The sequence below is a fragment of the Knoellia sp. S7-12 genome, from assembly GCF_040518285.1.
In the GTDB taxonomy this organism is placed as follows: domain Bacteria; phylum Actinomycetota; class Actinomycetes; order Actinomycetales; family Dermatophilaceae; genus Knoellia.
The window spans coordinates 887,977-903,654 of the sequence record NZ_CP155449.1; the positions used below are offsets into that span (position 1 = coordinate 887,977).

The following is a 15,678-nucleotide window of genomic DNA, read 5'->3' on the forward strand; positions in this document are numbered from 1 at the left end:
CATACCCTCAGGGTCGGCCCGTAGGGTCGTCGCCATGCTGCGTCGTGTCGCCCCCATCGCTGCCCTGACCAGCGTTGCCCTCCTGCTGTCGGGCTGCTCTGCCGTCGAGGATCTGTTCGACCGCGGGCCGGACACTGCCGCGTCAGTGGCGCCGACAACGCCGCCCGCGGGGATGGAGGGCATGGACACGTTCTATGCGCAGCAACTGCAGTGGGCCCAGTGCGATGGCGGACAGTGCGCCGAGCTCGAGGTGCCTCAGGACTACGCGAAGCCGGATGGCGAGACCATCAAGGTCGCGGTGATTCGCGTCCCGGCACGCAAGCAGTCACAGCGGATCGGTGCCCTCGTCGTCAATCCGGGCGGGCCGGGAGGGTCCGGGGTCGACTATGCGAAGGCCGCTGACTTCATCGTGGGTTCCGGTGTGCGCCAACGCTTTGACGTTGTGGGCTTCGACCCGCGCGGTGTCGGGCGCTCGGCACCGATCGACTGTCTGAGTGAGGGCGAGCTCGACCAGTTCCTCGGGGCCGAGCAGACGCCGGACGACGCTGCCGAGCAGGAGGCCTTTGCTGCGAACGCCAAGGGATTTGCGGAGAAGTGCGGTGCCAACGCCGGACCACTGCTCGGCCACGTGTCGACGGTCGACGCGGCCAAGGACATGGACATCCTGCGCGCGCGCCTGGGGGAGGAGAAGCTGCACTACCTCGGGAAGTCCTATGGGACCTACCTCGGCGCGACGTATGCCGACCTCTTCCCTCAGCTCGTCGGGCGCTTCGTCCTCGACGGGGTCGTCGCGCCTGACCTCACGTCGGCCGAGGTGAACCTCGGTCAGGCCAAGGGCTTCGAAACTGCGACGCGGGCATGGGCCCAGTTCTGCATCGACAAGGGTGAGTGCCCGCTCGGTGGGTCAGTCGACGAGGTCATGCAGGGGATCCGTGACTTCCTCGCGCAGGTCGACGAGGCGCCCCTGCCCAAGACGGGAGACACCGCCGTCCGTGAGCTCACCGAGGGGTGGGCGTCGACGGGTATCGCATCGGCGATGTACGACGAAGGCATGTGGGACACGCTCGTCGAGGCCATGCGAGGGGCACTCGATGGCGACGGATCCGAGCTCATGGGCCTCGCCAACAGCTATGCCGACCGCGTGCCCAACGGCGGCTACAGCGGCAACATCATGGAAGTCATCTATGCAGTGAACTGCCTCGACAAGCCTGAGTCGGCCGACATCGCCGAGCATGCGGCGTTGGCGAAGGCCTCGGAGGCTGACGCTCCGACGTGGGGCCCGTTCCTCGCGTGGTCCTCGATGACGTGTGGCTCCTGGCCGGTGAAGACCGAGCGATCGTCCGAGCCGCCCAAGAAGGTCACCGCCGAGGGGGCTGACCCGATCGTCGTCGTGGGCACGACCCGCGACCCGGCCACGCCCTACGAGTGGTCGGTTCGCCTCAACGACCAGCTCGCCAAGAGCTCACTCATCACGTACGACGGTGACGGGCACACGGCCTACATGCGGTCCAACGGCTGCGTCGACAAGCCGATCGACGAGTTCTATCTCAAGGGCACGGTGCCCCAGGACGGCCTCAAGTGCTGATCGGCTGATGCCGCGAGGTGCCAACGGACATGCAATGGGTATGCCGTCCGCTCACCTCCCATGCTCAGCGCAGCACCCGCTTGTGGCCTGAGCGGGTGCACTGCATGTCCGTCGGCCCGCCCGGCGTGAGGTCCACAGCGGATGGTGGCCCGATTTCGGGATGGGGCGAAGTTGTTCGTATACTCGTCCGGCGCGTGCTTGACCCTCGGTTCGGGCGCCACGCCGCTTTAGCTCAGTCGGCCAGAGCGATTCACTCGTAATGAATAGGTCATCGGTTCGATTCCGATAAGCGGCTCAGAAGACGCCCTCGACTCCGGTCGGGGGCGTTTCTGGTTGTCGGCGACGACGAGGGGTCAGCGGGCGTGCCACATCTGCTTGGCGTGGGCGATCTCGTCGCGGATCGCGGCCATGATCGCGTCGGTGACCTCACGAGCCGCCGCGTCGTCGGTGCGCCCGGCCCAGGCCGAGAGATCGACCGGCGGCCCGACCGAGAGGCATGCCGTGTGGCGGTGCCAGAGGTGTTCGTTGCCCTGCTTGGGTCCCCACGTGCCCACAGGGATGACTGGCGCTTCGGGGTGGCGCAGAGCCAGGCGCGCTGCACCGGTTCGCGCCGGACCCGGCATCTGGTCAGGCTCGGTGGTGAGTCGTCCCTCCGGATAGAGCGCGACGAGCTGGCCCTGGGTGAGCCGCTCCGACGCGCTGTCGAGGGCGTCGGCCGCCGACGCCGAACCGCGCGCCACCGGGATCTGCCCGGTCGCTCGCGCCAGCGCGCCGACACCCGGCCAACCGAACACCTCCTGCATCGCGAGGAAGTGCGGGAAGCGCCGGTGCCCGATCGCCACCCGTGCCACGGCGAGCGGGTCGGTCATCGTGAGGTGGTTGGCCACGAGGATGACCGGTCCCGTGCGGGGGACCGACCCCGTCGTCCGGAATCGCACGCGGTGGGCAGCCTTGGCCACGACCCACACCAGCGCGAAGCCAGCGGCGTTCTTCACGTGCTGACGAGGTGAGGTCACCCACGCATTCTCACTCAGAGCCGGCTGTTGTCGGGGCTGTCCTGTGATGTCGGGGCCTCGTGGAGCACCGACACCACAGATGGACGCCCACAACGGCGGCGAGGTCAGTTGAGTCGAGCGAGGAAGCGGTCGGTGTCGACGATGACCCGGGTGATCTCGCCGGTGGCGACGATCTTGCCGTCCGTATGCCGTCCGCCCACCCTGAGTCGTTGCAGACGCCCATCGGCGTATGCCGGGTCAGCAGTGACGATGACCGTCGCACCGACCGGGGACGCGGCGCTGTGCTGCAGGTCGACACGGGTGCCGACACTCGTGCGCCCGTCGCCGATCAGTGGCTCCAGGGCCGAGCATGTCGCGGCCTCGAGCCATGCCAGCAGACGCGGTGTTGCGAGCACGGGCAGGCTGCCTGATCCCAGCGCGGCGGCAGTGTCTGCCTCCGTGACCGTGAATGTCATCTCGACCGATCCGGCCTGGCCCACTGACTCGCTCATGTCCCCAAGTGTCCACGCCCGGCTGAAGCTCAGTGCGAGGAGAGCTCGCCGGAGAGACGTCCGTGCCGCTCGGCGCTGGCCTCGTTGAGTCCGATGATCTCGACGGACTTGCCCTTGCGGGCGTACTTCGTCGTGATGGCATCCAGCGACGCGACCGTGGAGGCATCCCAGATGTGGGAGTCGCTGAGGTCGATGACGACGCGGTCGGGATCGTCGGCGTAGTCGAACTGGGTGTAGAGATCGTTGCTCGACGCGAAGAAGAGCTCTCCGGTGACCCGATAGGTGGCAATCGCGCCCTCCGCGTCCTCGGTCAGTGCGCGGTGCGTCTGCGTCAGGTGCGCGACCCGGCGAGCGAAGAGCGTCATGGCGACGAGGACGCCGACGCCCACACCGATGGCAAGGTTGTGGGTGGCGACGGTGAACGCCACCGTCGAGAGCATGACGGCCGTCTCCGACTTGGGCATCCGGCGCAGGGTCGCCGGCTGGATGCTGTGCCAGTCGAACGTGCCGACGGCCACCATGATCATCACGGCGACGAGTGCTGCCATCGGGATGAGTGCCACGACGTCGCCGAACCCGACGACGAGGATGAGCAGGAACGTGCCCGCGAGGAACGTCGAGAGACGGGTCCGTGCTCCGGAGGCCTTCACGTTGATCATCGTCTGGCCGATCATGGCGCAACCGCCCATGCCGCCGAAGAACCCGGTGATGACGTTGGCGGCGCCCTGCCCCCAGGCCTCGCGCGTCTTGTCGGAGTGGGTGTCGGTGATGTCGTCGACCAGTTTGGCCGTGAGCAGCGACTCGAGGAGCCCGACGAGCGCCATCGCCAGCGCATAGGGCGCGATGATCTTGAGGGTGTCGAGGGTGAAGGGCACGTCGGGGAGGAGGAGCGACGGGAGGCTGTCGGGCAGCTCACCCTCGTCGCCCACGTTGGGCATGGTGATCGAGGCGAGCAACGTGAACGCCGTGAGGGCCACGATGGCGACGAGCGGAGCCGGGATGACCGAGCTGATTCTCGGCAGCCCGACGATCACGGCGATACCGACGGCGATCATCGGGTAGACCAGCCACGGCACGTCGATCATGTGCGGGAGCTGCGCGAGGAAGATCAGGATCGCGAGGGCGTTGACGAAGCCGACAATGACCGAGCGGGGGATGAACCTCATGAGCCTCGCCACGCCCACGAGACCGAGGATGATCTGCAGGGCGCCGCCGAGCAGCACCGTCGCGATGAGGTAGTCCAGCCCGTGCTCGCGCACCACTGGTGCGATGACGAGCGCGATGGCGCCGGTGGCCGCCGAGATCATCGCCGGTCGACCGCCGAGGAAGGCGATCGAGACCGCCATCGTGAACGACGCAAAGAGTCCCACGCGCGGGTCGACACCGGCGATGATCGAGAACGAGATGGCCTCGGGGATGAGGGCCAGGGCCACGACGAGTCCGGCGAGCACCTCGATGCGCAGGAGCTTCGGTGAGCGCAGCGCGGCCCGCACTGTCGGCTCGGGCGTGTGGGTCAGGGTGGTGCTCATGCGGTTTCCGATCGTGGCGATGACGGCCGGCGACGCGCCGACGGACGCGCCGACGATACCCTCACGTTGCGTAAGGGTTGAAATCGTGAAGGCATGAGATGGTCAACTCGTGAACGACGCACCCACGCCCTCCCCGCCATCGGATGATGAACCGGCGGTGATGCACATCGGTGAGGTCGCGGCCCGCACGGAACTGTCCCTGCGCAGCCTTCGCCACTGGGACGAGGTCGGGCTGCTGCGACCTTCGGGACGCACTGACGGAGGCTTTCGGCTCTACACCGAGGCCGACGTCGAGAAGGTCCTCGTCATCCGCCGGATGAAGCCGCTGGGATTCACCCTCGACGAGATGGGTGCCGCGATGCGCGACCTCGAGACCATCCGCGACCCCGCGGCACAAGGTCACGTCAGTGCGCAGGCGCGTCAGCGCCTGGCCGCTCTCGTCACCGAGGCCACCACACGCCGCCAGAAACTCGTGAGCCAACTGGGGATGGCCGACGAGTTCATCGCCCAACTCGGCCATCAGCTTTCCTGAGGGCGCTCAGTCGGCTTCGAGTGCGTCCAACGTCAGCAGCACCAACGCAGCAGTCCACAACAACGGCGCCGGTCCGGCCGGGTCGCCCGACCGATTGACCTTCTCGGGCAGTGAGCCCCACGGGGTCCGGTTGTCGTCGAGCCAGTCGAGCCAGCGCGTGGCGACCCGATCCTGCCCAGACGCAGCCGCGGTGTAGGCGACCAGTGCCGTCTCTGGGGTCCAGGACGTCCCGTCGTTCTTCCATCCCGCACCCGGGGCGAGCCCACCGGAGGAGCGAAGGGCGACCTTCTGGTAGCCCAGCCACTGCTTCGTCACCCGACGATCCGACGGGCCGAAGGGCGGCATGAGCATGGCCACCGCGGCATCGAGGCCGCCGTGGTCACCGAAGCGCTCCAACTCAGGACCCATCTGCGAATGCACCTGCGCTCCAAGCCTTTTGGCCATGTCGGCAGCGAGAGGGCGCTCCAAAGTCGTGCCAGCCCGAGCGGTTGCGTGCAGTCCTGCGAGCATGGGGGCGACGGTGCCGAGAGAGGTCTGTGTGACGTGCAGTTCCCAGTAGTCCGGAGACGGCGGAGGCAGCTGCCACCCGCTCCACGTGAGTCGCATGATGTTGTTCAGGCACTTTGACCTGAGGCCCGCTGTCGACGTCGGCAACGATGAGGCAGACATCGACCCGAGTGCCCACAGCACCCACCCGCACCCGTCCGACTGGGGCCCGCGAGGGTCGAGCGTCACTCGCTCCCCACCGAGCAGATAGCGGGCGTCGAAACCCTCGGCCGCGTCGAAGGGCAGCCCCGCCAGCACATCCACGAGATGGCGCGCTTCCTCGTGGTGGCCGGTGCGGTCCAGAGCGACCGCGAGGAATGCCCCGTCGCGCGGCCAGAAGTAGCCCCAGTTCGCAGCGGCTCCTGCCGCTGGCGCCCCGCCCGCCGCCTTGCCGCTGGCCATCAGCTGTCGAATGTCGACGAGAGCCCACCGGCTCATGGACTCCCACTGAGTGCCCGCACCGGGCACGGACCCTCGCGCGATCCACTCGCGGGACTCCTTGGCGATCGTGGCTCCATCGGGATCGTGATCGCTGATCCGGAAGTCCGGACTCGTCTTGAGTTGAGGCTCGGCCCACACGGGTTCGCTCGTGGGGCGCGTCCCGCATGCGGCCACGAGGGCGCAGCACAGCGCCACCACCACGCACCGCAGGCCACCCCGCATCGATCCACCTCCTCGATTCCGGTGAACCTACGCTGAGGAGGACCGGATGTCTCGGGAACCGGGCGGATACGGCATACCGAAAAGGCCTGGGTATGCCGCGCCGTCAGGCGCATGTGCCGCTCACCTTAGGCTCGGCTCATGGCACGTGAGATGAAGGTCAGCGACTCGGTTGAGATCCCCGGGGTCACCCCGGCCGAGGTCTATGCGCAGGTGAGCGACCCGACTCTCATGGGTCGGTGGAGTCCGGAGAACACCGGGGCCGAGGTCGAGCGAGGAAGCGTCGGCAGCCTCTCCGCGGGTGACGTGTTCGTCGGCGCCAACAAGCGTGGTGGCGTGCGGTGGCAGACACGCTGCAAGGTTGTCGCGGCCGAACCCGGTGAGAAGTTCGCGTTCGACGTCGTGGGCTGGGGCCTGAAGTCCCCGTTGCTCAAAATCGCGATCGCGCGCTGGGAGTACACCTTCGAGGCCACCGAAGACGGCACCAGGGTCACCGAGACGTGGCGTGATGCCCGCCGCCGGTGGCCCGACGCGGTCGCCAACGCGGTCGACAGCAAGCTCACCGGCGGCCGCACCTTCGCCGCGTTCCAGAAGCGCAACATCGCCAAGACCCTTGAGGCCCTGCGCGCCGACCTCGCGATCAGCCCGAGCGCCTGAGGCCGAACCTCAGTTGACGTAGGGCACCTTGCGCCACGTGAGGACGGGTTCGTCCATGTCGCGGCCGACAGTCACGTCGAGCCAGTTGGTGTTGTTGCCGGACCCATCGACGGTGACCCGCTGGAGCGCACTGGATCCGTCAACGCCATAGAGCGACAACCACTTTGAGCCGGCCGCCAGGGGCTGGTCCTCGTTGTAGACGTGGCTGTCACCGTTGAACAGATAGGTCTCGCCGTCGTAGGCGTTCGACTCGTCGATGAGCAGCTGCACGAGGGGTTTGAAGGCCGAGACGTCGGCATAGGTCGGTGACCAGGTCGGGTCGAACATGTCGGCCTGAAGGAAGATCGCGACGGCCCGGTCCTGGCGGCGAGAGGCGTCCGCAAAGGCCGCCCGCACGGTTGAGAGAGCGCTGTCCATCCGGGCCGACTGCTCGGCGAGCTGCTCGGGTGTGGCGGACGTCGCGCCGGTCCACGGGAGCGTCCCGTCGTTGCTGCCGACGACATGCACGGCTGCCATCGACACCCGGTCCTCACGCCACTGGACGTTCTCGGGGTAGCCCGCCGCGGTGTCGGCCGACACCTTGCGGGTCTTCTCGCCCAGGGTCTGCCCGGGCGTCGGATAGAACGTGTCCCGCACGAAGTCCAGGCGCTCGAGCGGGTCATAGCCACCGTTGTTGGGGCGGTGGCAGTCGGTCCACTCGTTGTCGCCCGGCGTGAAGATCAGCGGGTTCGAGATGGTGTCGAAGACAGCCCGGATGCCGGTGATGTAGGCGTCGGTGCAGGCGGTCGAACCGTTCTTGATGTCGCCGACGTGGACCGTGAACTCGGGGTCCGCGGCGTTGATCTCCTGCATCCACGCAGGGAAGCGGTCGATCTGGGCGGGGCCGTAGGGCACGTCGCCGATGACGGCGAAGTGATCCTTCTTCGCCGGCGCAGGGTCGGCGGAGGCCGCCCCCATTGGGGCGACGAGAGCGGCAGCGAGCGCGACCACGGTGGCGGGCAGGACGGCATACGCAAAAGGCTTCACAGCGGTTCTCCTCAGGGTGGAGGGGGCAGATCCCCACTCAATCGAAGTCCGGTGAACGCATCGGGCCGTGCGGATGAAACCTTGGGACGAGGAGGCGTATGCCCTTCGGGGTCTCCGAACAATGGGGACGCCAGGGTGCGCAGGGCCTGACCTAGGCTCGCTCCGTGACAGAACTCAATGCCTTCGGTCAGTCCGTCGGAGACGTGGTGCCCGAGTGGGAGCCCCGACCCGAGCCCGAGCCCGTGACGTTGCAGGGCCGCTACCTGCGGGTCGTGCCACTGGACTCCGTGCACTACGCGGATCTGTTCGCTGCGCTCTGCGGTCCGGATGATGACGCGTTCTGGACCTATCGGCCGATCGCCAAGCCGACCTCGCTGGCCAGCCTCTGGATGCACCTGGCCGAGGTGATGGAGGCTCCGGGAACCCTGACCTTCGCGCTGGTCCCTGAGGAGGGCGAGCGTGCCGGGCTGGCGAGCGGGATCGCGTCCTTCCACCGGATCGACCCGCGCACGGGTCAGGTCGAGGTCGCTGGAGTCCTCTACGCCCAGTCCTTGCAACGGACCCGTGCCGCCACAGAGGCCATCCACCTGCTGATGCGCTACGCCTTCGACGACCTGGGCTATCGCCGCTTCGAGTGGAAGTGTGACAGCCTCAACGAGCCGTCACGTCGAGCTGCCCTGCGCCTCGGATTCACCTACGAGGGCCAGTTCCGCAACCACATGGTCACCCAGGGCCGCAATCGCGACACCGACTGGTTCTCGGTCACGGGCGAGGAGTGGCCAGAGGTGCGAGCGACCCACGAGGAGTGGCTCGACCCGGACAACTTCGACGACGCGGGCCGCCAGCGCGACTCGCTCAAGCGTGGGGGGAGTCGCTGAGGGGCTTCTCCTTGGTGGCGAGCTCCTCCTTGGCCTTGGCCCGGGCTGCGGCGTGCTCCTCTTCGGTGCGCGCAGCGGAAGCTGCGTGGGCGTCATCGTCGTGGCCCTCCGGCATACGCCAACGAGCCGTGGACATGCCGGCGTCCTTGGCTCGCTGGACGGCCTCGTTGATGGTGCGCTCGGCGTCCTCGCGGCCGGCCCAGTGGGCGCCTTCGACGGACTTGCCGGGCTCGAGGTCCTTGTAGGTCTCGAAGAAGTGCTGGATCTCGAGGCGGTCGAACTCGCTGATGTCCTCGAGCTCCTTGATGTGCGCCTTGCGCGGGTCGCCCGCGGGGATGCACAGGATCTTGTCGTCGCCGCCGGCCTCGTCGCGCATGTGGAACATGCCGATCGGGCGAGCGCTCACGAGGCAACCCGGGAAGGTCGGCTCGTCGAGCAGGACCAGGGCGTCCAGCGGGTCGCTGTCCTCACCCAAGGTGTTCTCGATGTAGCCGTAGTCCGACGGGTAAGCCATCGAGGTGAACAGCATCCGGTCGAGGCGGATGCGTCCGGTCTCGTGATCCACCTCGTACTTGTTGCGCTGACCCTTGGGGATCTCGATGGTGACGTCGAACTCCACGGTGGTGGCCTTCTTTCGAATGGGTGTCAATGACCTACGCTCGGGGAACATTGTCCCGCATGTTTCGGGCGCTGCAGGAGAAGGGGTCGGATGCGACGGGCAGTTGTGGCGGGGGTCACGTGTCTTCTCGTGGGCGGTGTGGGCTATGCAGCCGCCGACGTCGTGGACGTGGCGCCGGGAATCCTCACCTATGACGGCGCCCCCGTCGACCCGCCGACTCCGACCGGCACGGCGTCAGCGTCGACCGACTGGGCCCCGTTGCCGAGCGCCGCAGCCCCTGGTGGGAGCACGTCGCCCAGCGCCTCCTCGTCGCGTGGCGCGGCCACCCCCTCCACCGCGCCGACCACCGCACCCACCGCAGCCCCGACGACCGCTGGCCTCACCAAGGTTCTTGCCCCGCTTGCCAGGGACCCGTGGCTGGGTCCCACCGTGGGCATCAGTGTGCGAGACGGAGTGACGGGGAACGAGTTGTATGCCGTGCAGCCGACCGTGCCCCGCGCACCCGCGTCCACCCTCAAGCTCCTTGCGGCCGTGGCCATGACCGAGCACCTGGAGCCCGACGCCCGGATGAGCACCAAGGTCGTCACGGGCGATGGTCCGGGCGAGGTCGTCCTCGTCGCCGGTGGTGACACCAGGCTGGGTGACGGTGCGTCCGACACGACGTCAGTTGCCGGTCACGCAGGGCTGGCCACTCTCGCTGACGAGGTTGCCCAGTCCCTGCGCGATCGCCGGCTCACGGCGGTGACCCTCAAGGTTGACGCCAGCTATGCCGCTGGTCCGCGCTATCCGGCGAAGTGGAACCCGAACGATGTCCGGGACGGCTTCACCCAGGGAGTGGCGATGCTGGGTCGCGCCACGGAGCGTCCGCGCATCGGGCGCACCTCGGTGGCTGTCGCTGAGGTGTCGGTGGCCAAGACGCTGGCGACGCTCATCACCCAGCGTGGGGTCACAACGACTGTCGCACCGTTCAGCGGTCAGGGGAGCCGGCCCCCCGCTGCGGCTCAGGAGCTGGGATCGGTGGAGTCGGCGACCTATCGCGAGGTCGTCGAGCTGGCTCTGGGCGACAGTGATGACGCCCTCACCGAGAACCTCGTCCGCCAGGCCATGGCGGCCGCGGGAACCTCGGCTGCCTCGCTCGCAGCGCCCCCCGCCTTCGTCCGGGAGTCCTTGATCGCGGCCGGCATCGATGTCACGGGATATGTCGCGCTCGACACGAGTGGCCTTGCCTACGGTCAGCTCGTCACCGCGACAACCCTCAGCGACGTCCTCACCCTCGCGACCACCGACCGCAAGCCGTGGCTGAGCGAGGTCGTCAGCAACCTCCCCGTGGCCGGTCTCAGCGGGACCCTCGCCGACCGCTTCACCGGCATGCAGACCAAGGCCGCGGCCGGCATACCCCGCGCCAAAACTGGCACGCTGACGGGCATCTCGAGTCTTGCCGGGACGACCGTGACGGCCGATGGCCGCCTGCTGACGTTCGTCGTGCTCGCCGACCGTGTGCCACCCTCATCGGGAACGCTCGGTGCACGCGCGGCGTTGGATCGGTTCGTCACCGCACTGACTCTGTGCGGCTGTCGCTGAAGCAGGGCTGGCACTGAGGAGGGCACGTGAGCAACAACTACGTCGACTGGGAGTTCGCCAAGACCACCGGACGGACCCTCGTCGCGGCCGGTCCGAGCGTGTCGCCCGACGAGGCCGCCGCGGAGGTCGAAGCGATCCGCGCGGCCGCCCGCCGAGCCCACAGTCCGGTCGCCGAGACCTCTCGCCTCTCCACCCCTGACGGTGCACCCGAGGCGCTCGTCGTCGACCGCCCGACCTGGATCTCGATGAACGCCGACTCGATGGGCGCGATGCTCAACCCGGCGTTCGAGCAGATCGCGAGCCAGCGAGGCGCCGCGCCGAGTGGTGTCGGTGCGGCCATCGGCGGCAAGGTCACGGGAGCCGAGGCCGGTGCGCTGCTCGCCTTCATGTCGAGCAAGGTCCTGGGGCAGTACGACCTCGCCCCCGGCGGCACTCCCGCACTCCTGCTCGTCGCCCCCAACCTCATGCAGACGCGGCGTGAGCTCGGCGTCGACGCCGAGGACTTCCGCGCGTGGGTGTGCATGCACGAAGAGACGCACCGCGTGCAGTTCACGGCCGTCCCTTGGCTGCGCGACCACATGATCGCCGAGGCCCGCCAGCTCGCCACTGACATGGCACCCGACCAGGAGCGCATCCAGGAACTCACCAGGCGCCTCGCCGAGAAGCTCCCCGAGCTCTTCAGCAGCGGTTCCGGCGGCATCACCGACCTCGTGACGACGCCCGAGCAGCGCGCCAAGCTCGCCGAACTCACTGCTGTCATGTCGCTCCTCGAGGGTCACGCCGACGTCGTCATGGATGACGTGGGCCCCGCCCACATCCCGTCGGTCGCGCAGATCCGCGCGAAGTTCACCGAGCGCCGCAAGGGTGCCGGGGCCGTCGACAAGATGCTGCGACGGTTGCTCGGTCTCGAGGCCAAGATGCGTCAGTACAAGGACGGTGCAGCGTTCGTGCGTGGCGTCCAGGACCGCGTCGGTGTCGATGGTTTCAACGCCATCTGGACCTCACCCGACACCCTGCCCCAGCCCCTCGAGATCACCGATCCGGGCGCCTGGGTCACTCGCGTGCACGGCTGAGCCGAGGCGTCTCGTGTCCGGTCCGCATCCGTCGACGGCGAAGATCCGGTATGCCGTTCGCTCGGCTCTCGCGGACCTCGCACCTTCTCGTCCCGTCCCGAACTCGCCAACTCCCCCGTTGGGGACCGGCGGTCCTGTCACGAACGGGGGAATTGGCGAGTTCGGGACACCGATGGTGCTGGTTGCGTGTTCGGGGGGCGGCGACTCGATGGCGCTGGCCGAGGCCGTGGCCCACGAGGCTCGGCATGCGTCGTGGACCGCCGGTGCGGTAGTCGTCGACCACGACCTGCAGGCAGGATCCGATGACGTGGCCGCGCGGGCGGCCACTTCATTGCGCGGCCTGGGTCTCGATCCGGTCATCGTCGAGCGAGTTGCGGTGTCGGACAGCGGTTCCGGACTCGAATCCGCCGCCAGAGATTCCCGGTATGCCGCGTTGTCCGGTGTCGCGGAGCGGCTCGGGGCCGCGGTGGTCCTGCTCGGGCACACCCTCGACGACCAGGCCGAACAGGTGCTGCTCGGTCTTGTCCGGGGGTCGGGCGCGCGCTCGCTCGCGGGAATGGCAGCCGCGCGTGGGATCTATCGGCGACCACTCCTGGGTGTGACGCGCGCCGAATGCCGTGAGTCGCTCGACGCCGAAGGGGTGCAGTGGTGGGATGACCCGATGAACGACGACCCCGCCTTCACTCGCGTGCGCGCACGGCGTGCGGTGGCCGACCTCGAGGCTGACCTCGGGCCCGGAATTGTTGCGGCACTGGGGCGTTCGGCCGATCAGCTTCGTGAGGACGCCGACCACCTCGAGGCCCTGGCTCACGAGGCGGCGACTGCACTCGGGGTCGGGCCGTGGGAGGTTGCATCCATCGCCGGCCTGCCCCGGGCTGTGCGCACCAGGGTCTGGAGAAGGCTCCTCGTCGCGGCCGGTGCGCCGGCCGGGCAGGTGAGCACACGGCATACCGAGGCCTGCGACGCCTTGGTGGCGAACTGGCACGGACAGGGAGCCATCGACGCCCCGGGGAGAATTCGTGTCATGCGACGCGATGGATACGTTGTGGCACAGGCGAGCCCAGATCCCGAGGGCGATTGAGATGGTGAGCTACCGCATCGCAAGCTGCTGTATGTCAGCACGTCTGCGGCGGAGGCGATCCTCGGAGACCTCGACCCGCTGACCTGAACGCGCCTACTCGCCCGGGTCGGTGCGAGGTGCGCGCGGGTACGCAAAGGATTCAGGTCATTCGGCGGCACCGCCAAACGAGGAAGTTATTGACTTCGTCCAAGGGCCCGTCGGGGTGGCAGGAGTCAGCTCGTGACCGGCGCTGGGTCAGGCCGGCTCAAGCCGACCGGCGTGAGAGGCGCTCAGCCGGAGGTCTGCGTGCAGGCACTCACGAAGGCGTCAGCCTCGGGGGAGTGCGGAGCCTCGACCTCGCTGCGCAGGACGGCCCGCTGCGTCGGCTTCGCGGATGCGTAGCGCTCGCGGCCCTCGGTGGTGAGGCGGGCGAACACCGCGCGTCGGTCGTTCGAGCACATCTCGCGGTGCACGAGTCCGGCGGTCTCCAGGCGACCGACCAGGCGCGAGAGGGCGGACTGAGTGAGGTGCACGTGACCGCCGAGGTCAGCCATCTTGAGGTCCGCGGGCTCCGCGACGCACAGGGCTTCAAGGACGTTGAACTCACTTGAGGTCAGCTCGTGCTCGGCCATGAGGGTGCGATCGAGGGTGCAGGTGAGGCGTTGGTAGCGCTGCATGAGCATCGCCCAGCCCTGAGCCAGCTCGTCGTCGTCCATGGGCGACGCGGCGGCGGTGTCCTCGGCGGCGAGGTCGACCTGAGGGGAGCCCTTCACGCTGCGCACCTTAACACATGCGCATGAATCTGTTGTTTCCGCATTATTTGCTTGCACATTCAATGCACATGCATGAGAGTTGCCCCATGTCCACCTCGACCTCACCGCCAGACACCGACCTCGCGACCCGGGACCTGGGCTCCGCCACCACCGCGACAGGGGAGCCCGACCACCTCGTCGTCGACGAACACACCGAGTGGACGTCGAAGATCTGGCTCCTCGTCTTCGTCCTCGGCGCCGTCCTGTTCCTCGATGGTCTCGACCTCTCGATGATCGGTGTCGCGCTCCCCGAGATTCGTCAGGCGCTGGACCTCGAGGCATCCTCGGCGCAGTGGCTGATCTCCGGCTACATCCTCGGCTACGGCGGGTTCCTCCTGCTGGGAGGACGTGCCTCCGACCTCCTCGGACGCCGTCGAGCCTTCCTCGCGGCGGCCCTCGTCTTCGGCATCGCCTCGGTCGTGAGTGCGCTCGTGGACGCCCCCACGCTCATCGTTGCCCTGCGCTTCATCAAGGGCATCTCTGCCGCCTTCACCGTCCCTGCCGGGCTGTCGATCATCACGACGACGTTCGCCGAGGGTGCGGCCCGCAACCGGGCCTTCTCGATCTACACCGTCTGCGGGGCCAGCGGCTTCTCCCTCGGCCTCGTCGCGGGAGGTCTGCTGACCGAGATCTCGTGGCGCGCAGCGCTCTTCTTCCCCGGACCGGTCGCCCTCGCGCTATTCCTCCTCGGCTGGAAGGTCATCCCGCGCTCGGCGTCGGAGCCGTTCTCGTTCAAGCGGTTCGACATCGCCGGCGCACTCACGTCGACGCTCGCCCTGTTGCTCCTCGTGCTCACCGTGGTGCGCGCACCTGGCGTCGGATGGGCGTCGGCGACCACCATCGCCGGCTTCGTCGGAGCAGCCATCCTCATGGTCGCGTTCGTCGTCATCGAGCAGCGCCACTCTCACCCGCTCGTGCGCCTGGGCATCCTCCGCTCGGCGGCGCTCGTCCACGCCAACCTCGCCGGGCTCGTCATGTTCGGTGGGTATGCCGCCTTCCAGTTCCTCGTGAGCCTCTATCTCCAGGAGCAGCTGGGGTGGTCAGCGATCGGCATGGCCCTCGGCTTCCTGCCCGCGGGGCTCATCGTCCTGGCGTCGGCGCTGCGGATCGACCGCCTGCTCAACCGCGCCGACACGCGGGTGCTCGTCGCCGTGGGTCTGGTGTCGTTCGTCCTGGCCTATGCGTGGTTCCTCCTGGCCCGCCCGGACCAGCCCTACGTGCGTTTCCTCCTGCCGACGATGCTCTTGCTCGGCATCGGCTTCGCGCTGACCTTCCCGGCCGTGAACGCCCAGGCCACGGCCGGCGTCGACGACGACGAACAGGGCCTCGCGTCCGGTCTGCTCAACACCTTCGTCCAGGTGGGTGGGGCGCTCATGATCGCGGTCGTCACCGCGATCACGGCCACGGCGTCGCAAGGCGCGGTCCCGGACCCGACGCAGCTCCCGCCGGGTGTCGTCCCGTCCATCACGGTCGTCATCGTGCTCACGTCCATCGGCCTCATCGGCACCCTGATCTTCCTCGGACGCCGCCCCCGCGTGATCGCAGGGGACACGTCGGCGGTGACCGAGGTGACATCCGGGTGATCCCCGGGTGTCCTCCGGTTGGTCGCGTCC

The 15,678-nt window shown here is 68.3% G+C and carries 15 protein-coding genes and 1 tRNA gene; 9 read left to right on the plus strand and 7 right to left on the minus strand.

All coding sequences use genetic code 11. The features are described from left to right. Window positions 1-34: 34 nt before the first annotated feature. Window positions 35-1,585, plus strand: a complete 1,551-nt coding sequence (locus V6K52_RS04220; protein ID WP_353952654.1) for an alpha/beta hydrolase — start codon at window positions 35-37, stop codon at window positions 1,583-1,585. A gap of 221 nt (window positions 1,586-1,806) precedes the next feature. Further along, window positions 1,807-1,880: transfer RNA gene (locus V6K52_RS04225), tRNA-Thr, on the plus strand. 58 nt (window positions 1,881-1,938) lie between these two features. Here the strand turns inward: V6K52_RS04225 and V6K52_RS04230 are convergent. The 3 genes from V6K52_RS04230 to V6K52_RS04240 form a co-directional block, all read right to left on the minus strand. Beyond that, window positions 1,939-2,601, minus strand: a complete 663-nt coding sequence (locus tag V6K52_RS04230; protein ID WP_353952655.1) for a lysophospholipid acyltransferase family protein — start codon at window positions 2,599-2,601, stop codon at window positions 1,939-1,941. 104 nt (window positions 2,602-2,705) lie between these two features. Continuing rightward, on the minus strand, window positions 2,706-3,092 hold the full coding sequence (locus V6K52_RS04235; protein ID WP_353952656.1) for a thioesterase: 387 nt from the start codon (window positions 3,090-3,092) through the stop codon (window positions 2,706-2,708). A 29-nt stretch (window positions 3,093-3,121) separates the two neighbouring features. Beyond that, window positions 3,122-4,621 (minus strand): SulP family inorganic anion transporter, encoded by a 1,500-nt coding sequence (locus V6K52_RS04240; protein WP_353952657.1) that lies wholly within the window; start codon window positions 4,619-4,621, stop codon window positions 3,122-3,124. 160 nt (window positions 4,622-4,781) lie between these two features. On the opposite strand from V6K52_RS04240, the gene V6K52_RS04245 reads away from it, so the two are divergent. After that, on the plus strand, window positions 4,782-5,153 hold the full coding sequence (locus tag V6K52_RS04245) for a MerR family transcriptional regulator (RefSeq protein ID WP_353953712.1): 372 nt from the start codon (window positions 4,782-4,784) through the stop codon (window positions 5,151-5,153). A 6-nt stretch (window positions 5,154-5,159) separates the two neighbouring features. On the opposite strand, the gene V6K52_RS04250 is transcribed toward V6K52_RS04245, so the two are convergent. Beyond that, window positions 5,160-6,278, minus strand: a complete 1,119-nt coding sequence (locus tag V6K52_RS04250) for a glycoside hydrolase family 15 (protein ID WP_353952658.1) — start codon at window positions 6,276-6,278, stop codon at window positions 5,160-5,162. Between the two features lie 222 nt (window positions 6,279-6,500). Between V6K52_RS04250 and V6K52_RS04255 the strand changes: the two genes are divergently transcribed. After that, window positions 6,501-7,016 carry an SRPBCC family protein gene (locus tag V6K52_RS04255; RefSeq protein ID WP_353952659.1) on the plus strand — a complete coding sequence of 172 codons (516 nt, stop codon included), beginning with the start codon at window positions 6,501-6,503 and terminating at the stop codon, window positions 7,014-7,016. Window positions 7,017-7,025: 9 nt separating this feature from the next. On the opposite strand, the gene V6K52_RS04260 is transcribed toward V6K52_RS04255, so the two are convergent. Further along, the gene (locus V6K52_RS04260) at window positions 7,026-8,042 is read right to left on the minus strand and encodes a metallophosphoesterase (RefSeq protein ID WP_353952660.1); all 1,017 of its coding nucleotides are present in this window, start codon (window positions 8,040-8,042) and stop codon (window positions 7,026-7,028) included. A gap of 164 nt (window positions 8,043-8,206) precedes the next feature. On the opposite strand from V6K52_RS04260, the gene V6K52_RS04265 reads away from it, so the two are divergent. Then, complete coding sequence (locus V6K52_RS04265) at window positions 8,207-8,920, plus strand: GNAT family protein (RefSeq protein ID WP_353952661.1); 714 nt, start codon at window positions 8,207-8,209, stop codon at window positions 8,918-8,920. On the opposite strand, the gene V6K52_RS04270 is transcribed toward V6K52_RS04265, so the two are convergent. Beyond that, a complete protein-coding gene (locus V6K52_RS04270; RefSeq protein ID WP_353953713.1) occupies window positions 8,898-9,539 on the minus strand; it encodes an inorganic diphosphatase in 642 nt (213 codons plus the stop codon). The two genes, V6K52_RS04265 and V6K52_RS04270, sit on opposite strands and share 23 nt — an antisense overlap. A gap of 90 nt (window positions 9,540-9,629) precedes the next feature. On the opposite strand from V6K52_RS04270, the gene V6K52_RS04275 reads away from it, so the two are divergent. The 3 genes from V6K52_RS04275 to tilS are packed head-to-tail and all read left to right on the plus strand — an operon-like array spanning window position 9,630 to window position 13,274. Next, window positions 9,630-11,120 carry a D-alanyl-D-alanine carboxypeptidase gene (locus tag V6K52_RS04275; RefSeq protein ID WP_353952662.1) on the plus strand — a complete coding sequence of 497 codons (1,491 nt, stop codon included), beginning with the start codon at window positions 9,630-9,632 and terminating at the stop codon, window positions 11,118-11,120. 26 nt (window positions 11,121-11,146) lie between these two features. Next, on the plus strand, window positions 11,147-12,193 hold the full coding sequence (locus tag V6K52_RS04280) for a zinc-dependent metalloprotease (RefSeq protein WP_353952663.1): 1,047 nt from the start codon (window positions 11,147-11,149) through the stop codon (window positions 12,191-12,193). 13 nt (window positions 12,194-12,206) lie between these two features. Further along, the gene (tilS, locus tag V6K52_RS04285; protein ID WP_353952664.1) at window positions 12,207-13,274 is read left to right on the plus strand and encodes a tRNA lysidine(34) synthetase TilS; all 1,068 of its coding nucleotides are present in this window, start codon (window positions 12,207-12,209) and stop codon (window positions 13,272-13,274) included. A gap of 269 nt (window positions 13,275-13,543) precedes the next feature. Here tilS and V6K52_RS04290 read toward each other — a convergent pair whose 3' ends face one another. Continuing rightward, the gene (locus V6K52_RS04290; protein ID WP_353952665.1) at window positions 13,544-14,026 is read right to left on the minus strand and encodes a MarR family transcriptional regulator; all 483 of its coding nucleotides are present in this window, start codon (window positions 14,024-14,026) and stop codon (window positions 13,544-13,546) included. An 86-nt stretch (window positions 14,027-14,112) separates the two neighbouring features. Here V6K52_RS04290 and V6K52_RS04295 point away from each other — a divergent pair, with 86 nt between their 5' ends. Beyond that, window positions 14,113-15,648 (plus strand): MFS transporter, encoded by a 1,536-nt coding sequence (locus V6K52_RS04295; RefSeq protein WP_353952666.1) that lies wholly within the window; start codon window positions 14,113-14,115, stop codon window positions 15,646-15,648. Window positions 15,649-15,678: the final 30 nt, after the last annotated feature.